The sequence below is a fragment of the Bradyrhizobium sp. CCBAU 21365 genome (assembly GCF_015291305.1).
GTDB classification, from domain to species: Bacteria; Pseudomonadota; Alphaproteobacteria; order Rhizobiales; family Xanthobacteraceae; genus Bradyrhizobium; species Bradyrhizobium elkanii.
This window is the reverse complement of the sequence record NZ_CP030036.1, coordinates 2,489,183-2,513,387: the sequence shown is the minus strand read 5'-3', so window position 1 is coordinate 2,513,387 and position 24,205 is coordinate 2,489,183. Positions and strand designations below refer to the sequence as shown.

General features: G+C 58.3%; 19 protein-coding genes and 1 pseudogene. 11 read left to right on the top strand and 9 right to left on the bottom strand.

The genetic code is table 11. The annotated features are described in order from the left end of the window. Positions 1-251 precede the first annotated feature (251 nt). The 3 genes from XI02_RS11590 to XI02_RS11580 all read right to left on the bottom strand — a co-directional run bounded on the left by XI02_RS11590 (position 252) and on the right by XI02_RS11580 (position 5,377). Positions 252-2,411 carry a hypothetical protein gene (locus XI02_RS11590; protein ID WP_233475512.1) on the bottom strand — a complete coding sequence of 720 codons (2,160 nt, stop codon included), beginning with the start codon at positions 2,409-2,411 and terminating at the stop codon, positions 252-254. Between the two features lie 444 nt (positions 2,412-2,855). Then, positions 2,856-3,848 (bottom strand): pectinesterase family protein, encoded by a 993-nt coding sequence (locus XI02_RS11585; protein WP_050994063.1) that lies wholly within the window; start codon positions 3,846-3,848, stop codon positions 2,856-2,858. A 230-nt stretch (positions 3,849-4,078) separates the two neighbouring features. Then, positions 4,079-5,377, bottom strand: coding sequence for a glycoside hydrolase family 28 protein (locus XI02_RS11580; RefSeq protein WP_075968325.1), 1,299 nt, complete (start codon positions 5,375-5,377; stop codon positions 4,079-4,081). 506 nt (positions 5,378-5,883) lie between these two features. Between XI02_RS11580 and XI02_RS11575 the strand changes: the two genes are divergently transcribed. Both XI02_RS11575 and XI02_RS46325 read left to right on the top strand, forming a co-directional pair. Further along, positions 5,884-6,801 (top strand): NAD(P)-binding domain-containing protein, encoded by a 918-nt coding sequence (locus XI02_RS11575; protein ID WP_051448149.1) that lies wholly within the window; start codon positions 5,884-5,886, stop codon positions 6,799-6,801. A 170-nt stretch (positions 6,802-6,971) separates the two neighbouring features. Then, on the top strand, positions 6,972-7,130 hold the full coding sequence (locus XI02_RS46325) for a DUF2478 domain-containing protein (protein ID WP_157788180.1): 159 nt from the start codon (positions 6,972-6,974) through the stop codon (positions 7,128-7,130). A gap of 193 nt (positions 7,131-7,323) precedes the next feature. Here XI02_RS46325 and XI02_RS11565 read toward each other — a convergent pair whose 3' ends face one another. After that, positions 7,324-8,103 (bottom strand): hypothetical protein, encoded by a 780-nt coding sequence (locus tag XI02_RS11565; protein WP_233475511.1) that lies wholly within the window; start codon positions 8,101-8,103, stop codon positions 7,324-7,326. 969 nt (positions 8,104-9,072) lie between these two features. Between XI02_RS11565 and XI02_RS11560 the strand changes: the two genes are divergently transcribed. After that, positions 9,073-9,306, top strand: coding sequence for a hypothetical protein (locus XI02_RS11560; protein WP_155258794.1), 234 nt, complete (start codon positions 9,073-9,075; stop codon positions 9,304-9,306). 240 nt (positions 9,307-9,546) lie between these two features. After that, entirely contained in the window at positions 9,547-9,870 is a 324-nt protein-coding gene (locus tag XI02_RS11555) for a hypothetical protein (RefSeq protein ID WP_125459114.1), read from the top strand. An 850-nt stretch (positions 9,871-10,720) separates the two neighbouring features. Here XI02_RS11555 and XI02_RS11550 read toward each other — a convergent pair. Next, positions 10,721-11,629 carry a hypothetical protein gene (locus tag XI02_RS11550; protein WP_028344337.1) on the bottom strand — a complete coding sequence of 303 codons (909 nt, stop codon included), beginning with the start codon at positions 11,627-11,629 and terminating at the stop codon, positions 10,721-10,723. Positions 11,630-12,726: 1,097 nt separating this feature from the next. On the opposite strand from XI02_RS11550, the gene XI02_RS11545 reads away from it, so the two are divergent. The 4 genes from XI02_RS11545 to XI02_RS11530 all read left to right on the top strand — a co-directional run bounded on the left by XI02_RS11545 (position 12,727) and on the right by XI02_RS11530 (position 17,972). Beyond that, positions 12,727-13,284 (top strand): calcium-binding protein, encoded by a 558-nt coding sequence (locus XI02_RS11545; RefSeq protein WP_233475510.1) that lies wholly within the window; start codon positions 12,727-12,729, stop codon positions 13,282-13,284. A gap of 816 nt (positions 13,285-14,100) precedes the next feature. Continuing rightward, positions 14,101-14,538 carry a hypothetical protein gene (locus XI02_RS11540; RefSeq protein ID WP_016840782.1) on the top strand — a complete coding sequence of 146 codons (438 nt, stop codon included), beginning with the start codon at positions 14,101-14,103 and terminating at the stop codon, positions 14,536-14,538. Positions 14,539-14,781: 243 nt separating this feature from the next. Continuing rightward, a complete protein-coding gene (locus XI02_RS11535; protein ID WP_334369633.1) occupies positions 14,782-15,630 on the top strand; it encodes a glycosyl hydrolase in 849 nt (282 codons plus the stop codon). A gap of 1,328 nt (positions 15,631-16,958) precedes the next feature. Continuing rightward, a complete protein-coding gene (locus tag XI02_RS11530) occupies positions 16,959-17,972 on the top strand; it encodes a hypothetical protein (protein ID WP_075968327.1) in 1,014 nt (337 codons plus the stop codon). Positions 17,973-18,192: 220 nt separating this feature from the next. On the opposite strand, the gene XI02_RS11525 is transcribed toward XI02_RS11530, so the two are convergent. Continuing rightward, a complete protein-coding gene (locus tag XI02_RS11525) occupies positions 18,193-18,492 on the bottom strand; it encodes a hypothetical protein (RefSeq protein WP_028344341.1) in 300 nt (99 codons plus the stop codon). Positions 18,493-18,705: 213 nt separating this feature from the next. Then, positions 18,706-19,051: pseudogene (locus XI02_RS11520) on the bottom strand (HipA domain-containing protein); the annotation flags it as partial. A gap of 161 nt (positions 19,052-19,212) precedes the next feature. Between XI02_RS11520 and XI02_RS45270 the strand changes: the two are divergent. The 3 genes from XI02_RS45270 to XI02_RS11510 all read left to right on the top strand — a co-directional run bounded on the left by XI02_RS45270 (position 19,213) and on the right by XI02_RS11510 (position 21,660). Next, positions 19,213-19,422: a hypothetical protein gene (locus tag XI02_RS45270; protein ID WP_075969274.1), complete on the top strand. Its 210-nt coding sequence runs from the start codon at positions 19,213-19,215 to the stop codon at positions 19,420-19,422. Between the two features lie 644 nt (positions 19,423-20,066). Continuing rightward, positions 20,067-21,176 carry a Fic family protein gene (locus XI02_RS11515; RefSeq protein WP_016840785.1) on the top strand — a complete coding sequence of 370 codons (1,110 nt, stop codon included), beginning with the start codon at positions 20,067-20,069 and terminating at the stop codon, positions 21,174-21,176. Positions 21,177-21,372: 196 nt separating this feature from the next. Continuing rightward, entirely contained in the window at positions 21,373-21,660 is a 288-nt protein-coding gene (locus XI02_RS11510; RefSeq protein WP_125459405.1) for a hypothetical protein, read from the top strand. Between the two features lie 829 nt (positions 21,661-22,489). Here the strand turns inward: XI02_RS11510 and XI02_RS11505 are convergent. Together XI02_RS11505 and XI02_RS11500 are read right to left on the bottom strand one after the other, a co-directional pair. Continuing rightward, on the bottom strand, positions 22,490-23,767 hold the full coding sequence (locus XI02_RS11505) for a type II toxin-antitoxin system HipA family toxin (protein WP_168856699.1): 1,278 nt from the start codon (positions 23,765-23,767) through the stop codon (positions 22,490-22,492). Further along, positions 23,742-24,062, bottom strand: coding sequence for a helix-turn-helix domain-containing protein (locus XI02_RS11500; RefSeq protein WP_016840789.1), 321 nt, complete (start codon positions 24,060-24,062; stop codon positions 23,742-23,744). The genes XI02_RS11505 and XI02_RS11500 overlap by 26 nt, the downstream gene beginning before the upstream one ends. Between the last annotated feature and the right edge of the window lie 143 nt (positions 24,063-24,205).

Here is a 24,205-nt window from a genome sequence, read left to right as displayed (position 1 = left end):
GAAATGGTTCGAACAGTTGCGCTTACTGAGCAACGGCTTCTAAGGCAAGATGATCGGCGGAAGATTTGTGAAAGCCTGAGGGATAGAGAAGGCCGCGTTCAAGCTGCGCCAACAAACAGGAGGCTAGACCGCTCAGGCGGTGCCCATCTCAGTACTTCGAATGGATACATCGGCTGTCAAGGGCCGGGCTGTAGAACGCCTCGCGCGAGCTGCCCCGCCGAGCGCCTGAGATTGCCGTCCGCCTGCGCTCTTCAGCCACGTTCAGGATAGATGCGAACGCGCTGGCGCCCCTCGCTTTCATCCAACTCGCCCCTGTAGGGCACACCGCGGATCTGGAAATAGGTTGGACGCCCAGCCTGCGGCATGATGCGTTCCCCCTGCAGGACGCGGACAAGGTAAGGCGGAAGGAACCGCTCGCGGTGCTCCCATCCGCCGCGGATCAGATACCCAAGGTCCCGTAGGCCCTCACGGGGTTGCTCGGCTTGGACGATCTGCGGTGGATGATGAAGCGGCTGGGATGGCCCAGCTTCATCAAGGTAGCTCGGGCGCGGATGATGGATCAGGCGGACATCCGTGCGCCCTCCTGGTCCGAATGTGGCCGAGTAGCGCTCACCGTTGATCATAAACTGACTTGGCCCGAACTGGTTTGGCAGCAGATTGATGTTGCCGAGGACGTCAACCAACACGTCCGAGGCCGCTTGGGAGCCGTGACGCCAATCCGAGCCAACGACGGCCCCAATATCCCGCAGTTCCTGGGCGCCCCCGGACGGTCCAGCGAATGACGGCGCTCTGCGAAATTCAGGTGCGGGCGCAGAGCGTGCATCGTCGTGCAAGTCGTGCGGTGTGGACGGATCCAAATCAACCAAGGGATCCAGACCGCTGTAGATGTTTGATGACCGAGGCCTCACCGACGATGGTGAGGCGGGTTCCTGCATCTGTTGCCCGAGCCAATCCCAGGCCCCTTGGCTTAGGCTGGCTGGAGTCGCAGGAAGCCCGTGCGGCAGATTGGGTTGCGGGAGCCAATAGGGCGCTTGCACAGGTGCGGCGGGTTGGAGAATCTGCTCGCTGGACCGATCCCAAGCCCCGGCGCTCGGGCTGGCCGATGTTGCGGGAAGCTGCTGCGACGAGCTGGCCTGCCAACCGTGGTGCGGCACTGCCAGTGATGAGGTGGGTCCGTGGATCTGCTCACCAAGCCAATCCCACGCTCCCGCACTCGGCGTGGCTGGCGTTGCCGGGACCTCCTGCGGCGAGTGCGCCTGTCGGGCGCCTTCGGCGACGGGCTGCCCCGCATCCTCGGCAGGGTGCAAGCCGAGGGCCCTGTTCGCCTCAAGGATTTGCTGGTAGCGGCCAAGCCTGAGCAAATCAGCTTTGATTTTGCCGTCTTCGGTTTCTTGCCTATACTCCGCGACATCCTGGTCGAGCCCGGAGGTGAAGAGCCGGCCGGCGATGGCCTGCTTATCGTGCTTTTGCAGCCATTCACTCAGCCTCGACATTCGGCGAGCCTGCCTGTCGATCGTCTTCGGCTCAACCCTGCGTGTCGCCTTTTCCGCCGCGGCCCACATGCCGATGAGGGTCGCGTCCGCGGAATGGGGAGCCAGGCGACGGAGATCGGCTGACAAGGTGTTTCCGGCGCCGACCTCACGGAGCTTTTTCAAGGCAGCTTTGATACGCCTTGCGCGGTCCGCTGCATAGGTGTCGACATCTTGGTCGAGCTCAGCTTCGAGCTGGTGGTTTTCCACCTCCGGATCTTCCAGTTGCGCATTTTCCATCTCGAGGCGAATGCGATCCGCAATTGAGGGCCTATCGTTGTCATTCAGGCGCGCGCTCAAAATGCGCAGGTCGGCTGCCGCATTTCTGATGGTGCCGTCGGTGAGGTTGCCGGCTGCGGTGCCGTCGGTGCGGTTGCGGACTGCTCTTTGTCTAAACTCTTTGATGAGCGCCTCGTCTTCCGGATCGACCCCGCGCGTCCGGCCCGGCTGTCTGGCGTAATCGACGCGAAAACTCGTCGAGGAAGCATCCGACTGCGCGGTCTCCCGCGAGGACTTGCTACTCCCTCCAAAGGCCTTGCCGACCCCCGACTTGAAGCGCGACCACAGTCCGCGGCTTTTACCGCTCCTGGCCTGAACCCCAGGCTCCGCGTCCGGCAAGCTGTAGCGCGCGCTGCTGAATAGATCATCGCGCAAACTGGACTGCGGCACTTGGGCCGGAGCATCAAGCTGAAAGCGGGGAATGTCTAAGCTCCGCCGCGCATCGCCCCGTGCGCTGTCCCTAAAATCCGAGCGTGGCGGCACCCGCATCGAACCGCCGAGCTCGTCCCGTCGAACTGCTCGCCCGGCCCCTGTGGGAGCCTGGTCCGGCGAACTCGACTTTGCGGAACTCTCATCAGACGAATCGAGCTGCAAATCCTCCATCCGCCGCTCAAAATCGCCTTGCTGGCTTGCGTTGCCCCCTGGCTGCCCCGCTCGCCCCTGTCGGGCGGCGTACGCCTCCATCCAAGCTCCTGAATCGAAGAATGGGTCGACTGGATCCATCCTGCTCTCCTCGTGATGGTGTAGGCCCTGCGCAATCCGCACGCTTGCACGGCCGCTAAGTGGCAGCCGTGAAGCGAAGGCAGGTTCTGGATTTTTATGGGACCTAGCTTTCGAAAAGCTGACGAGAACAAGAATTCACAACGGGCAATGCCGTTGGCGTTGATCTCTTCTGAAGGGGCAGCAAGGAGCCGGCGAGGTGCGACGGCCGTGCCCTGCCCCAATTTCAGTTGCTGCCGACGGGACGCCCCAGCGCAAGCACGCTCTCGTGCGCACTATTGGCCCGAGAGCCGCTTAAAAATGAGAAGACAGCCCGTAAGCGTTCCTCTATTCCGATCTGGAAGGTCCGGCGGATAGCCAATCTGTGGCACCTGCGAAGAACGCTTTCAGCGACCATTTCGCGGCTTCGCCGTCGGTCAATTGGTGCGAATAAGGCTCGCGACCTGCGGGATTGGCCCCGACACCGGTGGATTTGTATTCAGCATAGTAGGCCGTCCTCAGCGAATTGGTCTTGCCCGGAGCCCATTCGCGCCAGCCCTCCGCGACCACCGGTGCATCCAACTTCGTCGATAGGAACACCACCGTTGCATAGGGGCGCCAAGGCCGGCCAAGCGCAACATCCCGCGCGGCGGAGTCGGCAGTCAGTATGCAATGCTCGAACACATAGGCACTGTCCTCGTCCGGCGCTGCCTTGCTCTGCGCGGTATAGACGACCGCCTGATTGGCGATACCGTGCAACTCACAGTGTCGGAAATAGGCCTTGGCATTGCCGAATATGAAATCGACGTGTCCCTCGATATAGCAATCCGAGAAGTATTGTCGCGACATTCGGCCGTTCTGCCCCTTACCGGCGAACAATGTGTCCTGGGCGCCGAGCAGGCGGACGCGGCTGATAATGTCTCTGTCTCCGGTAACGGACAGTGCGACGGCCTGCGAAGCTGGATTTGCCGAATTGAGCGCGTAATCGTTTTGGATCGTCAGGTTGTCGAGCCGGAAGTCATCGCCTGAGGCGTCCAGCGTAGCAGAACGGATGGTTCCTCCGACGTTGATCGCGCCGTCGCCGTACACAATGACCGTATCACCCGGCATCCTGCCGGAGCCTTTGATATGAACACCGGATTTGAAGACTTTGACCTTCTCGCGATAGATGCCCGGCGCGATCTGAATATCCCCACCTTGGGCCGGTAATGCGTCGATGGCGGCCTGCAGGGAGTGATAAGCTGCCCTCTCGGCATGCGAGACCAAAAGGGGTTGAGCACGGGCTGCCGAGATGCCGAAACATCCGGCCAGAACCGCAGCGAATAGCGCGAAAATCCGCATGTGATCTCACCTGTTATCGGGTTCGCTGCACGCTTGATGCAATCGGTGGAATGTGCCCCCGCGACCTGGCAGCCTAGTGTCAAACAACGTTTCCTACCGAACCGGAACTTACGCGCCCATAGGCGAACGTCCGATCGCGGTAACGCCTGTCCCCATTCGCAAGGCCAGCGAATCAAAACCGTATCAGGCAGACGCGACCGGTCTGAAGGTTCGGCACCGAGTTGTTGTGCTTACTGGTTACCGTCGCGGAATGCCCTGGCGCACCCCTCCCAATCGCGCGGCACCGGTTTCCTCACTTGCCCGGGTAGCGGCGGAGACACGTCAGAATGATCGGCTGTCACATTCGCATGTTCGAGCTGCCAAGTCGCGGAATCGGCAAATCGAACATCCTCTAGCGTCACGTCAAGCGCATGGCCCTCGTCAACCCCGCGCATCAGCAGCGCACCATTGTCGCCGCGCACATGGCGCAGAACGATCTGGCGATAGACTGGAATCCTACTGCCTTGGGCATGGGGATCGTACTTTGTATCGAACGCGACCGGCCATCGGTTGCCACGCAGACAAACATTCTCATAAGTCACGCGTTCGACCAGGCCGCCTCGGCTGACATCGCTCTTGATGCGCAGGCCAGACGTCGTGCCGTCCAAGGTCAGGTTGCTCACGAGTATGTCGCTGGCGCCGGAGTTCACCTCGCTGCCGATCGACATCCCATGTCCCCACCCGAAATAATTATCGGTGATGGAGATATGGCGAGTTGAACCATTATCGCCGGCTTTGATCGCTACGTTATCATCTCCAGTGCGGATGAAGCTGTGGATGATGGTCACATCCTGGCTGGCGCCTGGGTCGATGCCGTCGGTATTGCGGGCATCGGCCGGTGTATCGATCGTCAGACCCCAGACAGTGGCACCTTCGACCCGGTTCATCGCGACATGGAAATTGGGTGCATTGCGCAAGGTGACACCAGAAAGCGTGATGTCCTGCGCATGATCGATCTGAATCAAACGCGGAGCGTTCTGACTACCGCCCTCGGCTTGCGCGCGGCGGGCCAGCTGCCACCAGGTCTCGGCGCTGCCGACCATCGGCGCACCGCCCTGGCCATCGATGATGCCGTCGCCATAAATGCCGCCGCCGCGCGTTTTGGAGAAGCTGATGAACGGCCGGCAACCGTCGCCCTTACCTGCGATGCGGCCGCATTGTCCGCGGCCCTTGTCGTACGCAACTGGTTCCGGGATAGCCAAAAGCGTTGCACCGCGTCCAATCCATAAGGTTACACCTGATTTCATCTCGAGTGGATGCGACTGGAACTCGCCACGTCCGAGATAGACCGCAGCACCGGCGGGGCAATGGTCGATGGCATCCTGTAGCCGAGCCGTATCGTTGCTGCCAGACGGCACCGGGCGGTCGCAGACCGTATGAGGTGCAACGGGCTCTGCGACAATGCGGCGATCTTGCGCTTTTGCGCTGGGGCAGACAACCATGGTGGCAACGATGGACATCAGCGTCCATTCGCGAAAATGCTTTGTCATTAGCCTCGTCTCTTTGCCGCGAGCATCATCGCCGCTTCGTTGTCCTGAGCTGAGCGCTGACCAACCAGCCGCAGCTCACCTCACAGGCCAACGCAAGATGACATTTATAAGACGCAAAAAAGGCCTAGGCCTTGCGAGTTCACGCGATGAAGAATGAGCGTTCCGCAAGAGATCACACCTTGTGACCACATGCACTTGAGCGGCAGGTGCGAGGGCGCGTCTTCAATTGGCGTGCGACACTCGGTGAGGCGGCCCACCACCTTTACACGGCCTGCACACCAACGGCGTAGAGATGGTGAGCGGCTCTGATTATCTTAATCCACGCCAATTCCGGATTTATTGCTTTCTGTTCCCTCAAGGCGGTGGCTGTCCGCCTGGGCTGCAATTCAGATGTGGCATGCATTGTGATTGATCTTGCGAGTGAGCGCGTGGTCCAAAATTGATGGCTGAGCGCGCGAGACCGGTGACGCAACGCAACCACTCTAATAACGATTAGGCGGGGACAGATGACACAAGGTTCACAAGCAACGATCATTGGCGCCGGACGCGTCGGGTTAAAGCTAGCCGAACTTCTCACAGCGTCTGGCGGACGAGTACGCTTCGTGGATCACAGGCCGGTGGCTGGAATAGATCAGAACCTGATCGTGAGCGATGCGATCCACCTGACGCTGGAGGCCGAATCCGCTATTGCGGAGTCCGATATTGTCGTTCTTTCTTTGCCGTTCACGGTAGCAGGAGCCGCGTTCGGATCCGCCTGTCGGCGGCTCAAAGGCGGCGCATTGTTGATCGAGACGCTTTCGGTCAAGACGAGACCGGCCTCCTGGGCGGCCAACTTACCTCGCGAGGTGGAATATCTTGGCCTCAATCCCCTGTTTAGCCCGGAGCTCGGTTGGGCAAATCGTCCGGTTGCGGTGATCGCGTATCGATCAGGGCCGCGGCTCGAAGTCTTTCTGCAGCTTTTACGACGCACGAATGCAAGCCTTGTCGCGCTCGATGCTGAAGCTCACGACCGACTTCTTGCGCAGCGTCAGCTGGCTGCGCATGCGCTGCTCCTGTCGCTTGCAAGCATCCTTCGCGACGAGAACACTGAATTTCCGTTAGAGGTCGGTCCGCCTCCCTATCACCTTCTCCTGGCGGGAGTCGGGCGCATGTTGTGCGGCAACCCCGAGACGTTTGCTGAGATTCAGACGGAGAATCCTTTTGCGGCGACAGTCCGCTTGCGTCTGATCGCGGAACTCGAGAGGCTAAGCGCGGGCGGCCAGGAAGTCCTAGATCACCTTCGCTGCGAGTGGAGGGATCTCGCGCCACGTCTAAAACCGGCCGCCAAGACCTGCGAGCGCCTATTTGCGTGCCCGATTTTCCCTCTAGAGATGAGCGAACACGATTATCGCTCCGGCGAATGCCGCCCTGCGCGGAGTGATTGAGATTGAAGATATAGGTATGATTGACGTTCCGACAGGGAAAGAAATCTCGATTCCCGGGCAACTCAGCAGCGTAGCCTTCTCTTTTCGTTTCCCGAGCGCTTCCGACCAGATCGATCTTTCAGTGATCAGCAAACTTCGCCGGTGCAGCTGGCGGCGGCCTGCGCGGCGATTTGACGTACGCGGTCGTCCGTGGCGCACCACTGCTGACCGTGATTTCGGTTAGGTGTCTTACCGCCGGGCAGACCTTCACAGGACATTTCTGCACCCTATTGCCTTACGTTTATCAAGTCGTGAAGCATTGGTTGTGCGACGCGTCTCCACGTGTCTAGCGTGTAGCCGATTCCTTAGCGCCGCGTCCAACCAATGAGATACGCCCGATTCATCTTGGGTAAATCCGACCGGAACGCGCCATGCGCGAGATTGACCGCAGGAGTAATACCGAAATCGTACTTCTCGATTGATAAACTTCCGCCTACCCACGGACCGCCCTTGGTGCCTCGCTAAAATCGTTCGGCTGTACCGCTACACTTCCCGACTGGAGTCCCTCCTCCCCCTCTCCATGTGCAAGGCGCTCCAAATCCTGAGGGCTCGCGGTGTGAGGCTGGTACCGGCAAGTTGTTTCCAGGACTTCCGCACCTCGATCCAGCGGCTTTTTCGAGCGGGCAAGGCATCAAGCATTTTTTTGGCAATCGGAGCCAGGTGCGCAGTTTCGGAGTTCGGGTCTCGCTTGGCATCTTCAAGAATCTTAAAAGCGGCCCTTTCGGACCGCGTCCAACCCGACTCGGTGAACCTACTCTCCGCGAAATACTCGAAACACGTGCGGAACGTCAAAGCGCGGCCAATGACCGTATGGTTTGGTAGTCCCGCTTGGCTCAGCCACCGCCGGAGATACCCACACCGCTCTCGGCTGCCATTTTCGGGAGGACCGCGAAATTCCAAGACCAAAAGCATCGCCATGCCAGCGATTTCGCGTCGCATCTCTTCATCCTGCTTTTCGAACCAATCCCGGATTAGCTGTAATGGCGTCGCCGGCGAATTCACGACCGGTGCCGCAGCGGTGCGGTGGAACGAGACCACGTTTTCCAGCGGGGGCATGCGCGGCCATGGCCTTCCATCTGCGTCCCACAAGACCCACCGCGCTGCAATCTTTTTTGCCTCTTCAGAAGACCTGGTTCGCCAAAGCTCCTTGAGCGCCTCGTTGACGTAATATGAGACGTCAGCTTTCAGGCCGCATGTACGTGCTATTGCTGCGAGGCGTCCGGCGTCAATGAGCCGCGCCGCGAAGTTATTCTCTGCGTTCATTTGCCGAGGCCCTTCATGTCCTTCCTAGCGCGCCCCGCTATTGGCTCTTCGGCGGCGTGATACGGGCCCGCCGGGAGCTACACCAGCAGGCTCCCTCTCCCGCCTAAGTTCCAGGGATCACCAACTTCAGTAGCCAGCCATCGCCTCAACTTGCGATCGTGGCCGTGCCCACGAGAGGGCGCCCTGTGCATTTCGGGGGCCTGCATTCTTCGTGCCACGGTAACAGTCCGCGATTCGTATTCGTTGGGTCCGCTTTGTTCGCTTTGCGACTCGGGCCCGTCTTGTTTCTTTCCACTCATGGACTATTCGTGGCAACTTCATGTGCCGCCGAGAGATCATCGATTGCGCAAGCGCTTTTTCAGCAAATTCAGACCGGATGAAGGCTAGGCTTCGTGCCGTGTCATCGACGCCGTTTGAATCGGCGTCGTTGCGACGAGTGGGCCGTCAGATCTCGGCTTCACTTCGGGGGACATGCGACCAAGGCCACGTGTTGCGTCAGGGAGCATGCTTTCTCCCGGTTCGCTCTGCCGGAGGATGCCGCAGATACCCCAGCATCTTCAGGCAGAGTAACCCGTTCTTTCGAGGCAGAGCCCACTCTAGATATACGTGAGCGCGTCACGCGCGATATGCCACCCGCTCAACCTGGTTCGCTGACAAGGCCACCGCTCAGCTTCGCATGGAGCTTATCCAGCAGAGCATCTGCGCTTTTGTTGATCCTCCGGTCGATCGGGTCGATTTTCAGATCTGCCATCTGATACACATGGAGGCAGACAGATGTCGACGCCGGCCAGTGCGAAGTGCCCAACCGCCAGCATTTTCTACAAGGACGTGTGCACTCATGGTCCTAAGACACCGCGGATCGTTCCCAAACGAAGGGCCCCCGCCGGATACGAGGGCCCTTACAGAACTTGGAGGAGGAGAAGACTCCAAGCCCTATGTTGGCGACTGCAAACCTGAAGACGATACCCATTGATCGATGTCAGCTGCGATCTCCGCCCTCCGCGCACGCTTCAGCAGCTGGTCGCGCTCGACGCCTGGCGGAAGCCGCGCTGCCTTGTGGAAGATATCGTCGGCAAACGCATTGAGCCGGTCCTGCAGCGATGTGGTTTGCTTCGCTCTATTTCTGGTTTTCTTCATAAGGTGCTCCGTATTTTCTCGGGAGCGTTGAAGGCTCACCTGTGCGATGAGCGTATGAAGTTATGATGATCGTTTCCACAACCTAGGTTACGACCGCGATAATCCTTTGAGCGAACTCGCGCGAAGAAGACTTCGGAGGTCATGTCCGCGGCATTCGATTCCGCCTGTAACAACAAGCTCAACCCAGGTCGCTTTGGGTTTCTTGAGCGGCTTACTCAATTTACTTTTTGAACTAATTACACTGTCCAGCGCCTTGCGAATCTTGCTTGACGTCGTCTGATTTCAACCGGGCGCGACTTTGCCCATGTGGACCAGTTCATTGCCCTCCTGTTTTCCGAGATTTGGCGCGACGACACTCGTGGGGCCTTTGATAAACCCGATAACCGGAAACTCGCCTCGCCGGACGGCCTTCGCCGTCAGCCAGGCTTCCTTGCGGTCGGAGCGGTACGGCGCGTCCATCTTCTTCGAGATAATGCCCGCGTATTGAACTTCGCCGCGTGTTCGAACAGCTTCTGTCCATCACCCCTCGACATCTCACTGAAAAGAAACCGGCGGTTCGAGCTGGCAGGTGTCGAAGAGCCCCTGCAACATGGCCTTGCGCTCGATCTGCGCGTCTTCCGCAAGTCCTAGGCGTGCAGCCACAGGAGGCCGAAGTCGGAGTAGAGTAAACGATCTTGGCTGCCCCGGGCGAGCTACGGCCTGCAAATCGCTGCAATTAGTCCGCCCCTCATGGACGACCGCTACTTCGCCATCAACGATGGCCTGGCCGGGAACGTCGAACGCCGGGGCGATGAGCGAGAACCCTTCGTCCAGTTGAGACCGTTACTCGTGGAAGCTTTAGCCCTTTCGCTCCGAGAGCGCTGCGCCGGAGAAAGGAACAGCGGCGACAACATCGCGCATCAACGAGATGATCGACGGCTCATTATTCGATTGGCTTGACGCGGAAGCTTATCGCCCGCCGGGCCTCGGTGCGTGGGCGAAGGACAGAAACGTTGATCGATCGTCACGAGCGGATACAGCAGGCCGCCGGCGCGTCCAAACTACTGTTGGCAGCCTTAGGTGTAGTCGCGAATTTCCCACCAACTTCGGGCTGGAACTAGTGCATCCGGCCGATCGGAGCCCATAACAAGAGGGTACGTGTTCTGTGTCTCTTGCCTCGAACTGGATGGCCCACAGGTGTAGATGTGATGCCGGGGCCGAGCCCGATCGCCGAACCGCTATCCGCCGAGAGCAATGGCGGCCTACTCGGGACTAACTCCACCAGCGAACACGCCACCGGCGGGCACTGATGGTACAATGTGTCGAAAGCCTCGCGCGACGGCGACGACTATCGCGTCACGCCGAGAAGTCGTTCACCACGAGCTCCGGGCCAGGCCGACTATTACATCGTGCAGACGCGCCCCCCCGCGCGCCAAGGACCAGGCCGACATCATCTCTTTCGAGATCGGCAGGACAAATGTTCCTGCCGGATCCTCCCCACTCATCCTTCCGTCTCCGGCTTCTTGTATGGATTCGGTTCGCTAGCGGTCCGATAGTCATCCAGATTGCCGCCCAGGAACAGTACCTCGCGCTCCTCGATTGGCGTATCGCTCACCCATGCCAGATCGGGTTCATCATTCTCAGTCCCGTCCTCAAGTATCTCGACGATCTGTTCGGACGTCCAGGTAGCGGCCCTCGGCACCGTGTAGGTGTGCAACTCGTTCGCATTTTCCGCGATCGCTTTCGCGCCATACTCGTTGGCATCGTCCGGCGAAAGCAGCAGTCGCGAAGCGTCCTCGGACAGTGACACAAAGGGCGAAAAATTTGTGTCTCCCCTCATGTGCCCTGCCGCCGTGCGACCCAGATCAAGTCGTTGCCCTCCCCAAATGTTCCAAGGGGCGTGCTCGTAACGCAAAGACGCCATGAAACGCAAATGGTCCGTCGCGCTCTGATGCTCCAACGCATGCGGCTTGCAATGGGCGGCGTCGTCTTGAAAACGTTGCAGCTGCGCATACGACGATGCCACCCTGTCATCGAAAATGCGGCTGCGATCGACACTGCCGGCTGACGGCCCAGTCGTAGTTGGCCACTTCGCCGCTTGTTGCGCAGCCAGTTCGATCTCCCGTCCGAGCGCCCCGACGTTTGCACAGGTCAGCGTTGCGGCTAGTTGAGCGCGCGTTCTGACAAAGGATTCGGCCGCGCACCTTTCGCTACCTTGGATAGCCCGCGCTCGCTTATTGCCGTCCGTCACAATCCCGGATGATCCAGCCTCCAGTGGAGCTGCTGTTTGGTGAATTGGCTCAATCTGTCCAAGTTGCTGCTGAAAGTCTGCTTGCCCTGCCTCTTCGTGCTGCGGCTCGACGAAGCACGTGCGAGCGGCGGATGGGTTGATATTGTTAGATGGATCCATTTCATTCTCCCTTGACAGCCTTACCGCCAAATACGCAAACTGTCCCTACGCTATAATTGCGGGAACACCCGGCTGGTGCTCAGATCTGATCGCGCAGGACGCGATTGAGCAGAGAACATCGCGGCAAGTTACGAATGCTTGTGTTCTCTTTCTGCCAATTCTCTTCAGCTGCACCATCGCGCTGTGGAGTTTCGGCCGGTTTGCATCGGTATGGTCGAAAGTTAAACCCACTCCCGCTGGCCGGGCGGAGTTAGGGTAGCAGCAAACGTGCTGTTTCCGGGAAGGTGCGCGCTCTCGTAAATGCAGCCGCCGAGATATAATGCCGAGCGGACGCACCTGGAATTCGTTCTCGGAGGCTACTTTCATAATCATGGCCGCGCGCGATCGAGCAAGGCGTGTCTGCGGTCTGACGGCGCGGCATTCTCGCCACGTGCGGTTGCAATCTATCAGGCGCTGCTCGAAGCTCGAATGCTCCCGGGTGCATAGCGTAGTGCGTCCGCGAGACGTCTGGACCATCCAACGGTTTTGTCTTCAGGTCGGACCATCCCAATCCGTCAGTTTGACGTCGCTTTGCAGGGACAAAATACTTCCACGTTTCCCGTCTAGCCGATTTAGCTGTCGAGAAGCTGACGCGCCCCCTCACTGCTAGGTGCGACTCATGGAAGCGTGCGCCGCATGGCGAACGGCATTACAAAAACGGACAATCAAAGCACCAGAACTTCTCGATCTTTGATGGTCTGGAATTGCGGCACTTCCGGTGCTGCCGCTAGAATGATTTGGTGCGCTGGACCGCCAACAGAAACCATCCTCGCAAAAGTCCAGTCTGCCACGTGGAGAGAACAGCGCCCAAGCATGAACTTGCCTGTTTGCCAATAGTGCCGGTCTACGTGATCAAGCCTTCGCCGCTTACCCGGATAGGACCGGTGTTGTCCTGTACACCTGCCTGGACCGACCTCGCTATTTCGCGTATTAATCTGTTCATGCGGCATTAGAAGTGTGAGCCGCTAGGCTATCGAAACCACTTGCACAACGGCTCGCCATTGCATGACGTGTTGCAACGGCATGGCCAAGTCAGGTTTTCGTCAGATCCGATGTGTATGTCCATCAGCGCGAGCCTGATCACTTCCGCGACGGCTCCCCTGGCAAACACGACGAAGGAATATGACATGGCATTCCGTGGTACGAACACCAACGATCACATCGTTGGGACTGCTGATAGCGACTTTATTCAGGGTCTAGGCGGGAACGATTTGATCTCCGGCGGTGGGGGCGATGATGAGCTGGAAGGAAATCAGGGAGCCGACACAATCCATGGTGGTGCAGGCGACGATTTTCTGTACGGCGGTCAGGGCAACGATGTTCTGTTCGGCAATCAGGGCAACGACAACTTCATGTTCACGAGTGGGAACGGCAAGGATTTCGTGATGGACTTCACGGTGGGAGATAAACTGAATATTGAGGACGGGATCAATCACACCGGCATTCATACGCTTGCCGATCTTGCCAGTCACATCAAGGCGGCTGGCCCTGATACCACGGTCGTTGATCTCGGAGAGGGCAATTCGATCACGCTCTCACATGTGAATGCCGACGATGTTCTGCATCACCCGGACAATTATTTCTCAATCACGCATATCACCGATCAGCCCACCTGATCCTCGCGGCTGTCCTTGTCGGCCGAACATGGCGCACAGGCACGGCGATCGCGTTGGCACACCATCCCGCCGGCGGCGACCGCCGTCGCCCTCGGCCAGACGGTCAAACATTTCCCAATGAGCAGAAATACGGCGATCCGGGCTGATCGCCACGAATCCGCAGAGTAGCATGTAGACAGTAGACCCTATCGAGTGCGCCGATAGCGTTCCGGCACCGGATCAATGCAGTGGCGCTGGAACCAAGCGACATCTCGTGGCCATGCGAACGGTTTGACCCAAGGTGGCGCTCGCCGGCGGGCAACGTCTGCCGCTCAGCAAAGCCGCTACGCAGGGCTGGATCTCTTTCGTTGTTGCACATGATCGCTATCCCGTTCAGGCCTCGCGGAATTGCGCAGTGTCGAGAACACTAAGGGCGAATCGTACAAGCCGACTGCTCAGAGCTTGCGTCATGGCAGAACCGCGCGAGTGGCACGCCAGCGGGCTTGATCTGGACTGCCCGCTCCGCACCTTACTGTGAATGTCGATCACGAACGCATTGGCACCGGACGAGAGCGACTGTGGCAATGCAAAGCCCTTCAACAGTAGCGCGCGGCACAGCATACGCCTAATGTCTTCACCCTCCATCACAGCCTGCAAGGCGGCCTTCGCCGGAGCGACACCGATAATCTGTTTGAGGCACCAGATTTTCGCCAGATCATCGAGCGCATGAACGGAGCCAGGGCTTCTGCTTTTAGCGGATGTGTGATCCTGGCCCCACCAAAATTGCGGCGTCACGTATCGTGGGTTCACGGCCGAACACTCGCTTCTAAAGACGATATGTTCAATCTGTTTGCCCCCCGCGGGTTCATTTCGTTCGCCGCGAGCGGCTATCTCAGCCTGATCGCCGGCGGCGAGCCAATCATGATTAGCCAGCTCGACTACGAGAGTGGAACGGATAGATTGCGCTTCTGGGGAGGCATTGCCGCGGGTTACCCGTTCCTTGCTCTTTTCTCCGAACGAGTTCGGCTGATTGCCGAAAAGGCGCGGCTAACTCAAGACTTTCCCCATGCAGCCCGACGACTTCGCATCGCATTCCGATGCGAAAGTTGCTTCTGCGCCGCGCTCTTTCCACCTTCGGCTTACCGCTACATTTGCGCCGGTAGCTACCCCGCCTCGATTATCCCTTTCGGTCGAATGAAGACTGAGAACCATAAGGATGTCGACCGGTTATTTAAATTGGAAGCAGCCACCAAATTTGCAAGCTCCGGCAAATGAAATGCGTGCTGCCACTCCTTGTTTGACGTTCGCTCCAAGTATGTTCGGACGAGGCTGGTCACTCGAATGGAGCGTTCTCTCTGTCTCAGTCCGGCGGCTGGCATCCGAGACGAAAAACCGGGACGAAGTTAACTTTTTCGTCTCAGGCTCGTCAGCTTCTCGAAAGCCAACCCTCCTAGCATTCGAGCCTATCCTCTTGATATCGATGCCGCCTGCGACTGAACCGGCCAGAACCTAGGGTACGTGTTCAGCCAATGGCGGGAGACTTTGTTCTCAAAACAGATAGGAGACGCTGTGGAGACCAATCGGATAAGTGCTGCGGGGTCGCCAGGGACCCCAACGGGAAAGATCCAAACACAGGCGGATCATGACCGATTTACGCAGATCTTGAATGAAGCCAGGCCATCTGCTGCCGCGCCAGGGTCGGCGAAAGCTCCGATTTGGAAGTCGAGCGCTCCATATGGGAGCTTTTCACTCGGCATCCACTCTTGGAACAACGACGTATGGGGGGCGGGCGCTGGGCCTCAGACGATTTCAGTGAGCGCCGCCAATCAGTGGGACGTGTGGTCGAACCAGCCGAACACTCCTGGCATCAAGAGCTATCCGCACGAGACTTTCAACGTCGGAAAGCCGCTCAGCTCCATCAAGAGTTTGACCTCGAGCTTCAACCAGCAAGTGCCTGGCGGCGGCGCTTGGGACACCGCCTATGATATTTGGGACGCCTCAAACGAGCACGAGATCATGCTCTGGACAAACTACACCGGAAATCCCGACGGTGGCGGCAACGTCAAGCCAATCTCGTATCATTACGCCCCTTCGGGGGCCGCGATCCCGGTCTACAGCAATGTCAAAATAGGTGGAGCGACCTGGAACGTGTTTGAAGGCTTCAACGGTCACAAGGTCATCTCACTGCTACCCACCTCGAAGACCAACAACGGCACGGTGGACATCAAGAGTGCCCTGGAGTGGATCAAGTCGAAGGGCTACTTTGGCGACATAAAGGTTGGTAGCGTCCAATATGGTGTCGAGATTACCTCGTCCCCAGGAGGAATGAACTTCAATTTCAACAACTGGGCGGTGACCTCGAAGTGAATGCCCACGAGCTGTGAGCTGGCCTGCAGTCATGCCATTGAGCCGCGCCGACTGACGGGCTCAGCTTGCCGCTTACTTTTGAAAGGTCCGACTCCAGTGACACATCCACCAGAGATGCCAGAACGGAACAGACTCTGGCACAGTTGCCACATCGGTCAACGAGCTTCTGCCCCAACAGCTGCACCAAGAGCAGCACCAGCGGCACGACATTGGGGCCAAACTTCAATGCCGTAGCCAAACAAAGGTCCGACATAGACTTCGGCGGCGACGAGCCTGGGCGAGCCCGCAACACTGCTGCGGACAACGAAGATGCAGAATGTCGATCCATCGCTTGGTTAGCTGTAACGCTTCAGCGTATCGCTTATGGCTCGCAGGGCAGCGGGACGCGCTCATGCGCTGGAACCACGCTGCCTGGTGGCGTCTTCTCACCGCTTACAAAAGAAGGGTCGCCCACGTTGCCGCAAGCGACCCAAGTCTAGGGAGGAACGCCCAAGGAGGGCAGCGATAGCGGGGTGCTACCGCGCATCCTGAAAATAAGACCATCGTATCGGCGGCTCAATTGAACGTAGGGAAACGCCGGGCATCTAAAGGGGGCATGGAATGATACGAAGGTATATGGTGCCCGCTGGTGAAGCCGGCCACCTCTGCACTAGGCGCAGGCTGTCATTGCCTATGCATCACATTGAGCAGCGGCCAGAACTTGGTCACCGAGCCGTGGCTGGCTTGCCTTGCATTGTTCAAACTACATCGGTGAGGAATTCGCGATGAAGCTGCCCCTGGACTTAATCCCGTTACCTCCGCAGGACAGCCAAGCCCGAGGCCGCGCTTATCCTCGTCGGTCAAAGAGCTTGCTGAACGACTGGTGTGGAATGATGCCATCGGGAGGTGACGACCAACCGATTCCTAACCGGGGCTGCCTCCTCCACCTAGGCCATAGCAACATGGACCCACAGTCGCCGAGCCCGCCGCCAGATCGGGCCCTCGTCGAGATCAAGCCGATTGTACATCCATCAGAGATCAACTCGCTTCAGGCCCCAGCGCAAGGTGTTTCTTGCCAAGCCGGGCAGCAGCACGTTTCGTCGTCGGCGGCGGTCAATTGGCGTCGTTTGATTGACAGAGCTTGACAATAGCGAGAGCACCCTCCCCCCGAGAGTCGACCGCAATTACGTCATCGTGTTCAACGAGCGCAAATTCCTTGACGTTGGTTCGATCTGTAAATCGACGTCACACCGATGACAATCGGGAGGAAGAAAGCGGGATAGAAATATGCACGGCGAGTCATTGCCCCGAAAATGGGACATCTGATACGGAACGGCGAGAGACGACAAGTGAATGATCACATAGGTTTCCAGAGTTCCTTGCATAACGACGCCGCCGACCTGCTGCCCGATGAGGGCGCTCGGCATCGTTTTGAGGCGATCGTGGATCGTGCAGCGGATGCGCGTTCAACGTGGTTGCCGGTTGAGGAGCAGATGCGCGCAACTCGTGCCGAGCTTCATCGCGTCGAGAGCCACCGCCAACAGCTGATATTGACTCGCAGCGCCCATCGTCCCGGCGCGGACAAGGAGGACAAGCAAGGCCGTGACCTCGACAAGCAAGCCAGCGAGCTGACCGAAAAGTTGCGTCGCCTCATCGCTCGAGAGGCGACCGCTGCTGCCCGCATGCGGAACTGCGGGATCCTGGCATCCCGCTGCCGGGCCTTTCTGGCTCCCGGTGGCCTGCCGTCGCCCGCGCGCCTTGCCTCCGTCTCTCCAATCGCGCTGTCGGAGATTCTAGAGCGAGGCGAGCGGACCATTGACGCACTCGAGCGTCTGCGCCTGCGCATCCGCGAGCTCGAAGCCCACGCCCACCAGATCCGCAGTGCGCCATTTCCCAGTGAGGCGAAGAAGCGAGACGCCGCGGCGCTGATCGCACGACTGGCGGAACGTGGGGCGCCATCTATATCGGCCATGATTGATGACAACGCGAGCGAGATCGCATGGCCTTACACCCTCCAGAAACACAATCTGATTGCTGTCGTCCCCGATGCGAACACGCGGGTTGTGGGCACTGCATCTGGGCAGGTTCCCGATGTGATTGGGCTGCTTTGTTGGGCCCTTCGTGACACTCTGACCGAAAAGGTGAACGAACTGATCGAGACGAACAGTGACGATACCGCCGCGCTCCCCGCGGATGAGCGTGAAAAGCAGCTGGCCCAAATCGAAGCCGACAAACTGATGACCGAACGCAAAGAGGCCGCCCTAGTACAGGCCGCGCAGGCTGCGGGCGAGGCCGTCGAACACCGCCACGACATCAGCGTTCTGGCCGCGCTCCAGCTCGAGCTGGTCACGCAGTCACGATGAGGTCTGCGACTGCCCTCGGCGGGCATTCCGGCTGCTCGCGGCACTCCCTCTCGGCGCAATCGTCTCCACGACCAACATCCCCGACCACCTGCTTTCATTGCGAAAGTGACGGCAGAAATGGCGCTCTGCTGCGCAAGGAGAACGAACGGCTGCGCATGGAGCGAGACATTTTAAGAGGTTGATTGCGATTTTTGCCGGAAGCCGGACGTGAGCTTCCGCTCTATCGAGGACCATCGCGACGCCTATTGATCTCAGCCTGGCGCCCTTCGTCGGCGTTGACGACCGTGCCTTTGGCGATCCCGGCCTTGATGAAAGCGGCGGCCTGCCTCTCGGAACCGAACGGGCGGGACCGAATTGCCGCCGCGCTCGCGGATGGCGATCTTGCCCTTGCCGTTCTGGTTGCGGGTAACGCGGCGGTCAACGCGATCCTCTTGAGGTTGGCGGGCTTCACGTTGCCGAAATAGCGAGCCGCCTCTTGGTTGGCCTGCATGAACGCTCCGACATGCGCCGGATCAATCATCAGGAGGCGTACAGCCTCGACAGCGCTTGCACAATCAGGCTGAGAAGTATTCAGCCGCCGCCGTCCACCTCAGCAACCTTACCTTCGCCGCCCACGATATCGGCCCGCGGATAGCCTTGAAAGCCGTCTCGGCTTCCGCGTCAGTCATGCGGAAACACCTGAGCTAAGCTCAGGGTCGTAATTGTCGCGGCCAGTGGCTGCCGTCCAAAGATCCTGAGCGAAATCTTCGATGTGAATTCGGGTACCTTTGGGTCCACGGTCGAAACGCTTCACCAGCAAGACTTGCTGGTCGACAATGTGTTGAATTCTTCGGGAATTCCTTCGAAATCGGATTTTCGACAAGCTCGCGTTCCGGCACGTCCATTCCGAGGATTTCGGACAGCGCCAGAACGGCGAACTCGTTTTCCGACAATCCGACAAGATTGGGCGAAGGGAATTTTGCGATGTACTGACCTTGCTCGTCGCCGATGGGCAAACTCAGTCCGCCACCCCTGCCCGTATTTTTCATCACGGAGAGCTTCATCTGAACTCCCGCCAAGGAAGACCGCGCTTTTATCTCACGTGGACTGTCTTGAACGGCTAGGAAATCAGACGTCCTGCGTTGAGGGGTCAGAAATCGCAAGGATTTGCCAACCATGGATGCTTTCAGGGCCGGCCGCTAACCAATCGAAAATCGATCCGCCTCATGTTCGCGCTGTAAGCTGAATGGGCAAATCAAACATGACAGGATCGGCAATTCTGGAAAACGTGCGTCGCTACCGCGCAATAGCTTCGCTGTGCCGTCAAGCCGCAGCATTCCGCCCACTCCAGCGAGTCTCATTGCTGACGCAGGCCGACGAATGGGAGCAGAGAGCGGTTAGTGAGATCGAAGAATACTTTGATGCCCAAGACTCTCCGATACCCGCCCAGCCCTCAGGCAACGTCAATTGAGCGAGAGCTTAGTTAAGAAAGCGCATACGCTTGGCCCACCCCTACCCTTCAAGACAAGGCCGGACTGCTGATGAAGCCCCGCAACGATCCACTGATGGACCTTCTCCGAAAAATGCAGCCGGCCCATCAGTTCGGGGAATCTCGCGGCGATTGACCTCCGTGCGAACATAGGACTCGCTGCATTTACCTTTGTAGCCGGTGCAGTGATAATAGATGTAGCGCCCTTTTGGGGCTCACCGACGAAGACACAGCCGCAGTGTCCGCAATTATAAGCCCTGAGAAGGGAAAGTCTCTTGGACCACGCCGAAGCTTGGTGGTATTACGCTTGTCCAGGACAGCCCGAGCCCGCTCGCGAGGTATCATCGTTCATGAAAATCCCGTGGATTTATTGCGGCGCCTCGGGAATGACCCAACTCAACCTAAGACTGCCTGATAAGACCTCCATCCACTAATGTGGAATAAAATCGTTCCATTTCAGTGTTTGTGGAGCAATGACTTGCCAAGGATCATCTTTTAGGTTCACGCGCAAGTCTTTGATTTTATTGATATTGCGGAGAATATTACCCTTATTCTCCGCATTTTATGCGTAGAATGTTATTGCGTTGTCAGGAACAAGGTGCATATTCTCCGCATGAGTGCGGTGAATGGCGACTTATATCCACGAACTGAAAGACTGGCCGAAATTTACCTGGAACAGCTCAAAGCTGGCCCAGAAGCTGGGAGCTGTCCGTAACCGGCAGGGTCGTCTCACCGGTCGCATGGAAGAGCTCGGCTTTCGGCTGCGAACCGAAGCCAATCTTGAGGCCCTTACCGAGGAAGTCACCAAGTCGAGCGAGATCGAGGGCGAGGTTCTGAGCCGCGATCAGGTGCGATCATCGCTTGCGCGCCGCCTGGGTGTCGATATCGGCGCCTTTACGCCCGTCGAGCGCAATGTCGAGGGCATCGTTGAGATGATGCTGGACGCCACCGGCAGATATGAGGCTCCCCTCACCTCTGACCGTCTCTTTGGCTGGCATGCCGCCTTGTTTCCGACGGGCCGCAGCGGCATGACGAAGATCGCCGTCGGGAACTGGCGCACGGAGGATACGGGGCCGATGCAGGTTGTCTCGGGGCCAATCGGACGCGAGCGCGTTCACTATGAAGCTCCCAAAGCTGGTTTGCTTCCTGACGAGATGAAAGCCTTCATCGGCTGGTTCAACGGTACGCAGGACATCGATCCAGTTATCAAGGCTGCCGTGGCGCATCTGTGGTTCGTTACCATCCATCCGCTCGAAGATGGCAATGGTCGTATCGCCCGCGCGATTTCCGACATGGCGCTGGCGCGATCAGAGAACAGTTCACAGCGCTTCTACAGCATGTCAGCGCAGATCCGGCAGGAGCGGAACGCCTATTACGATCTCCTCGAAGCCACGCAGAAAGGCGATCTCGACATCACGGTATGGCTGGAGTGGTTTCTGGACTGTCTTGACCGGGCCTTTGATCGCGCCGACACCATCCTCGCCTCGGTTCTACGGAAAGCCCACTTCTGGAAGAAGCAAGCGAACCAGAAATTTAACGACCGACAGCGGGCGATGATTGAGCGTTTGTTCGAGGGCTTTGAAGGCAAGCTCACATCTTCGAAATGGGCACAGCTTACCAAATCATCGCAGGATACAGCCCTGCGGGACATCGATGATCTCGTTGCCAGGGGCGTTTTGGTGAAAGACGCGCCCGGCGGGCGTAGCACGAGCTATTCATTGATTGACGAAGTCTGAACACATCAGCGACCTAAGAGGATGTTCATGGCGGCCTGAAAAGCGGAAACGTGGCGCGCCAGCACCCGAGCTGAGATGGCCGAGCTCTGTCCGCTAGCAAGAGGTTCCAATGAACGTATACGCGAAACCCTCGCAGTCCGCGCTTTAAAGCCCCGGTTTGGTCAACCGAATGGCTTTCAGAACTTTCGACGCAAAGATGACAGCGATACATCATGCACTGGATTTTCAGCTAAGCGCGGAGAATGCAGACGTTTACATTTGCGGCCATCTCCGAGAAGTTCATTTGATTGTCGCGGAGAAATTGACCGACCAGGAGCGGGGTAGCGGCGCGATCAAAGCTGATTTCAGTCGCGTTGCAAAAGAAAAATCAGCAATCTTCAAGAGCTCCGAAAAAAATACATTCTGTTCCACAACAAATACGCCCGCGATAGCTAACCTCTGTGCCGATCCTCATGCGAGCATTTCGGATGCCCCGGCCCAGTAGACGTAATTTATCCGAGCAAAGCCGAAGCGAGTTTGGAAGAGACAAAGAAATTGGCCGACGAACGATTCAAGCGGATCGAAAAGCTTTTTGGCGATTGTCTGAAGATGCGGCTCCTGATGCCGATTATGGCCGGAGACCGCAACGATTAAATGCGTTTGAAATGGAATGAGCTGGGCTAGCGGTCAAGAAGGCCTTTTGCGCGTTGGCAATCGGTGACGAAATCGCAATCGCTTCAACATTCGTGGAACATGCTTGTCCCGCAACCGTTGTTCGCGTGCCGGCGCAACTGCCCCGACGGGGCACTTTTCCCCTCGAGCTCGTCAGCTTCTCGAAAGCCAACCGCCCTAGCATTCGAGCCTAGCCTCCTGGTCTCGATGCCGCCTGCGACTGAATCGGCCAGAAGCTAGGCTACTTCGCGGCGGGTATGCAGGAGACTTTGTTCTCAAAACAGATAGGAGACGCTGTGGTAGGCCAATCGGATAAGTGGTGCGGGTTCGCCCGGGTCCCGAACGGGAAACGTCCAAACACAGGAGGATCATGACCGATTTAGGCAGGCCGTGAAGAATTAGCTTGTACAAGCGGACTTTGCCTCAGCACGCTCACAACTGACACCGCACGAGCCAATCCCAACCCGGCATTACTGCTGGAACGAGGCTAGCCACATTTGTTGAACTCCTTAGGACGGAAGCCAGATTCCAATCGAGATTGGACTGGCGCGGACCGAGCGGCTGCTCGTCGGTGTGACCGACCACCTCGATGACATCCACATCGTAATCTCCAGCTCATGAAGTTCTGGCAGGAGTGGACCTCCGATCACCGCGGCAAAAGCTCAGGGGGTAGCCAGGGACGACTTCGGAACGTGCCCGGGATCCAGAACCGGGCTCATCTCCTCGATCTTGGCATCGATCTTACTGAGAACAGCGGCCGGCACGACATCCCGTTCGGGGAGTTTCCACCAATGGTCGTTCACCGACGATACGACCTGCTCGACGGCCGAGATGACTGCAGGCTCGGGTAGCCGCGCGCGATTGGCGAACTTTCGCCAGCGGTCCGGAGTAAGCGCTTTGAAGGATTTCTGTCCCCCCAAAGAGAGGGCCATATCGTCCTTCGGAAAATAAGCGGTGGTCGATAGGACGTCGTACACGGGCGCGATGGCCGGAGTGCCCCCCTCACCGGGGTATATTGTCGACCAATTCTTCAAGTGCATGTCGCCGTTGCCGACGAGCGCGGCAAGTGCCAGTCGACGAACGAATTCGAGTGCGGCGTCGGTCGAAACCGCCACGTTCAGCGCGGAGGCTATGTCGTGGTATGATGCGTCATCGTACTTTTTGGATGGCTGGCGGCCAAAGATCTGAGCGAAATCTTCGATGTGAATTCGGGTACCTTTGGGTCCACGGTCGAAACGCTTCACTAGCAAGACCTTGCCGGTCGACAATGTGTTGAATTCTTCGGGAATTCCTTCGAAATCGGATTTTTCGACAAGCTCGCGTTCCGGCACATCCATTCCCAGGATTTCGGACAGCGCCAGAACGGCGAACTCGTTTTCCGACAATCCGACAAGATTGGCCGAGGGGAATTTTGCGATGTACTGACCTTGCTCGTCGCCGATGGGCAAAGTCAGTCCGACACCCTTTCCCGTATTTTTCATCACGGAGAGCTTCATCTGAACTCCCGCCAAGGAAAACCGCGCTTTGATGTCACGAGGATTATCTTGAATGGCTATCGTGGTACTGCCGCCGCTCGGCACCACGCGCACTGCACCTGGCAGATCTTCGCCAAGCGCCGCCAGGAGGTCGAAATCGTTTCCTTGCCTCACTGCTCCGGCGTGGTGCTTTTCCATCGCCTCGCGAAGCTTGTCCTCGGGCAACAGATTCGCGAAGAACGCGGGCAGCACGTGTGCCGCGGGCTTCGGATCCTTGCGAAGCCCACCATCGGCGGAGCGGAACGAGAGGCTCAATATCGGGGGCCGCGACATGGCGCGATAGGCCGGATCAAGGCTGAAGGCGTTGAAATCGCCTGGCGTACGCACGAGCGTTCCGACCCTGAGGTCTTGAAGGAACACCTCCAGCGACTGAACGGTATTAGGGGCGCGGACCCGGGTGCTCATCATCATCCATATCGGTGGTGAACGCTGGTCGATCCTCGCCTTCGGAGGGCCGAAGGAGTGCGTTGACGCCGGCTACCATGGCCTGTGGGATCAGCATTAGCTCCATGCCGAGAGCGCGCGCGACGTTAATCAGCGTTGTCGCCCGCGCGGCGGCGTTGCCCTGCTCGATATCGCGGTAACGCGGCCGGGAAATGCCCGCGCGTTCGGCCACCTGCTCTTGAGTCAGGCCCGCTTGCTTTCTTGCATCCCGGAGGAGGCGTCCTAGCTGTTGGGTTGCTTCTGAGTTCCGCTCCATGATCCGTTTACGTATCTTTTTCTTCTAAATGATGCGTGAACATATCATTGCTTATCGCTTCTGCCAAGGCCCATAGATCCGTTTAGGTATCATTGGCTAATAAAATGATCCGCGAACGTATCTTACTGGCCAGGGGCGGTTCC

Coding starts and splice junctions, on each gene's coding strand:
- XI02_RS11590 (WP_233475512.1), bottom strand. CDS start 2,411: ATGGAGGATTTGCAGCTCGATTCGTCTGATGAGAGTTCCGCAAAGTCG.
- XI02_RS11585 (WP_050994063.1), bottom strand. CDS start 3,848: ATGCGGATTTTCGCGCTATTCGCTGCGGTTCTGGCCGGATGTTTCGGC.
- XI02_RS11580 (WP_075968325.1), bottom strand. CDS start 5,377: ATGACAAAGCATTTTCGCGAATGGACGCTGATGTCCATCGTTGCCACC.
- XI02_RS11575 (WP_051448149.1), top strand. CDS start 5,884: ATGACACAAGGTTCACAAGCAACGATCATTGGCGCCGGACGCGTCGGG.
- XI02_RS11565 (WP_233475511.1), bottom strand. CDS start 8,103: ATGAACGCAGAGAATAACTTCGCGGCGCGGCTCATTGACGCCGGACGC.
- XI02_RS11550 (WP_028344337.1), bottom strand. CDS start 11,629: ATGGATCCATCTAACAATATCAACCCATCCGCCGCTCGCACGTGCTTC.
- XI02_RS11545 (WP_233475510.1), top strand. CDS start 12,727: ATGTCCATCAGCGCGAGCCTGATCACTTCCGCGACGGCTCCCCTGGCA.
- XI02_RS11540 (WP_016840782.1), top strand. CDS start 14,101: ATGTTCAATCTGTTTGCCCCCCGCGGGTTCATTTCGTTCGCCGCGAGC.
- XI02_RS11525 (WP_028344341.1), bottom strand. CDS start 18,492: ATGATTGATCCGGCGCATGTCGGAGCGTTCATGCAGGCCAACCAAGAG.
- XI02_RS45270 (WP_075969274.1), top strand. CDS start 19,213: ATGACAGGATCGGCAATTCTGGAAAACGTGCGTCGCTACCGCGCAATA.
- XI02_RS11515 (WP_016840785.1), top strand. CDS start 20,067: ATGGCGACTTATATCCACGAACTGAAAGACTGGCCGAAATTTACCTGG.
- XI02_RS11510 (WP_125459405.1), top strand. CDS start 21,373: ATGACAGCGATACATCATGCACTGGATTTTCAGCTAAGCGCGGAGAAT.
- XI02_RS11505 (WP_168856699.1), bottom strand. CDS start 23,767: ATGAGCACCCGGGTCCGCGCCCCTAATACCGTTCAGTCGCTGGAGGTG.
- XI02_RS11500 (WP_016840789.1), bottom strand. CDS start 24,062: ATGGAGCGGAACTCAGAAGCAACCCAACAGCTAGGACGCCTCCTCCGG.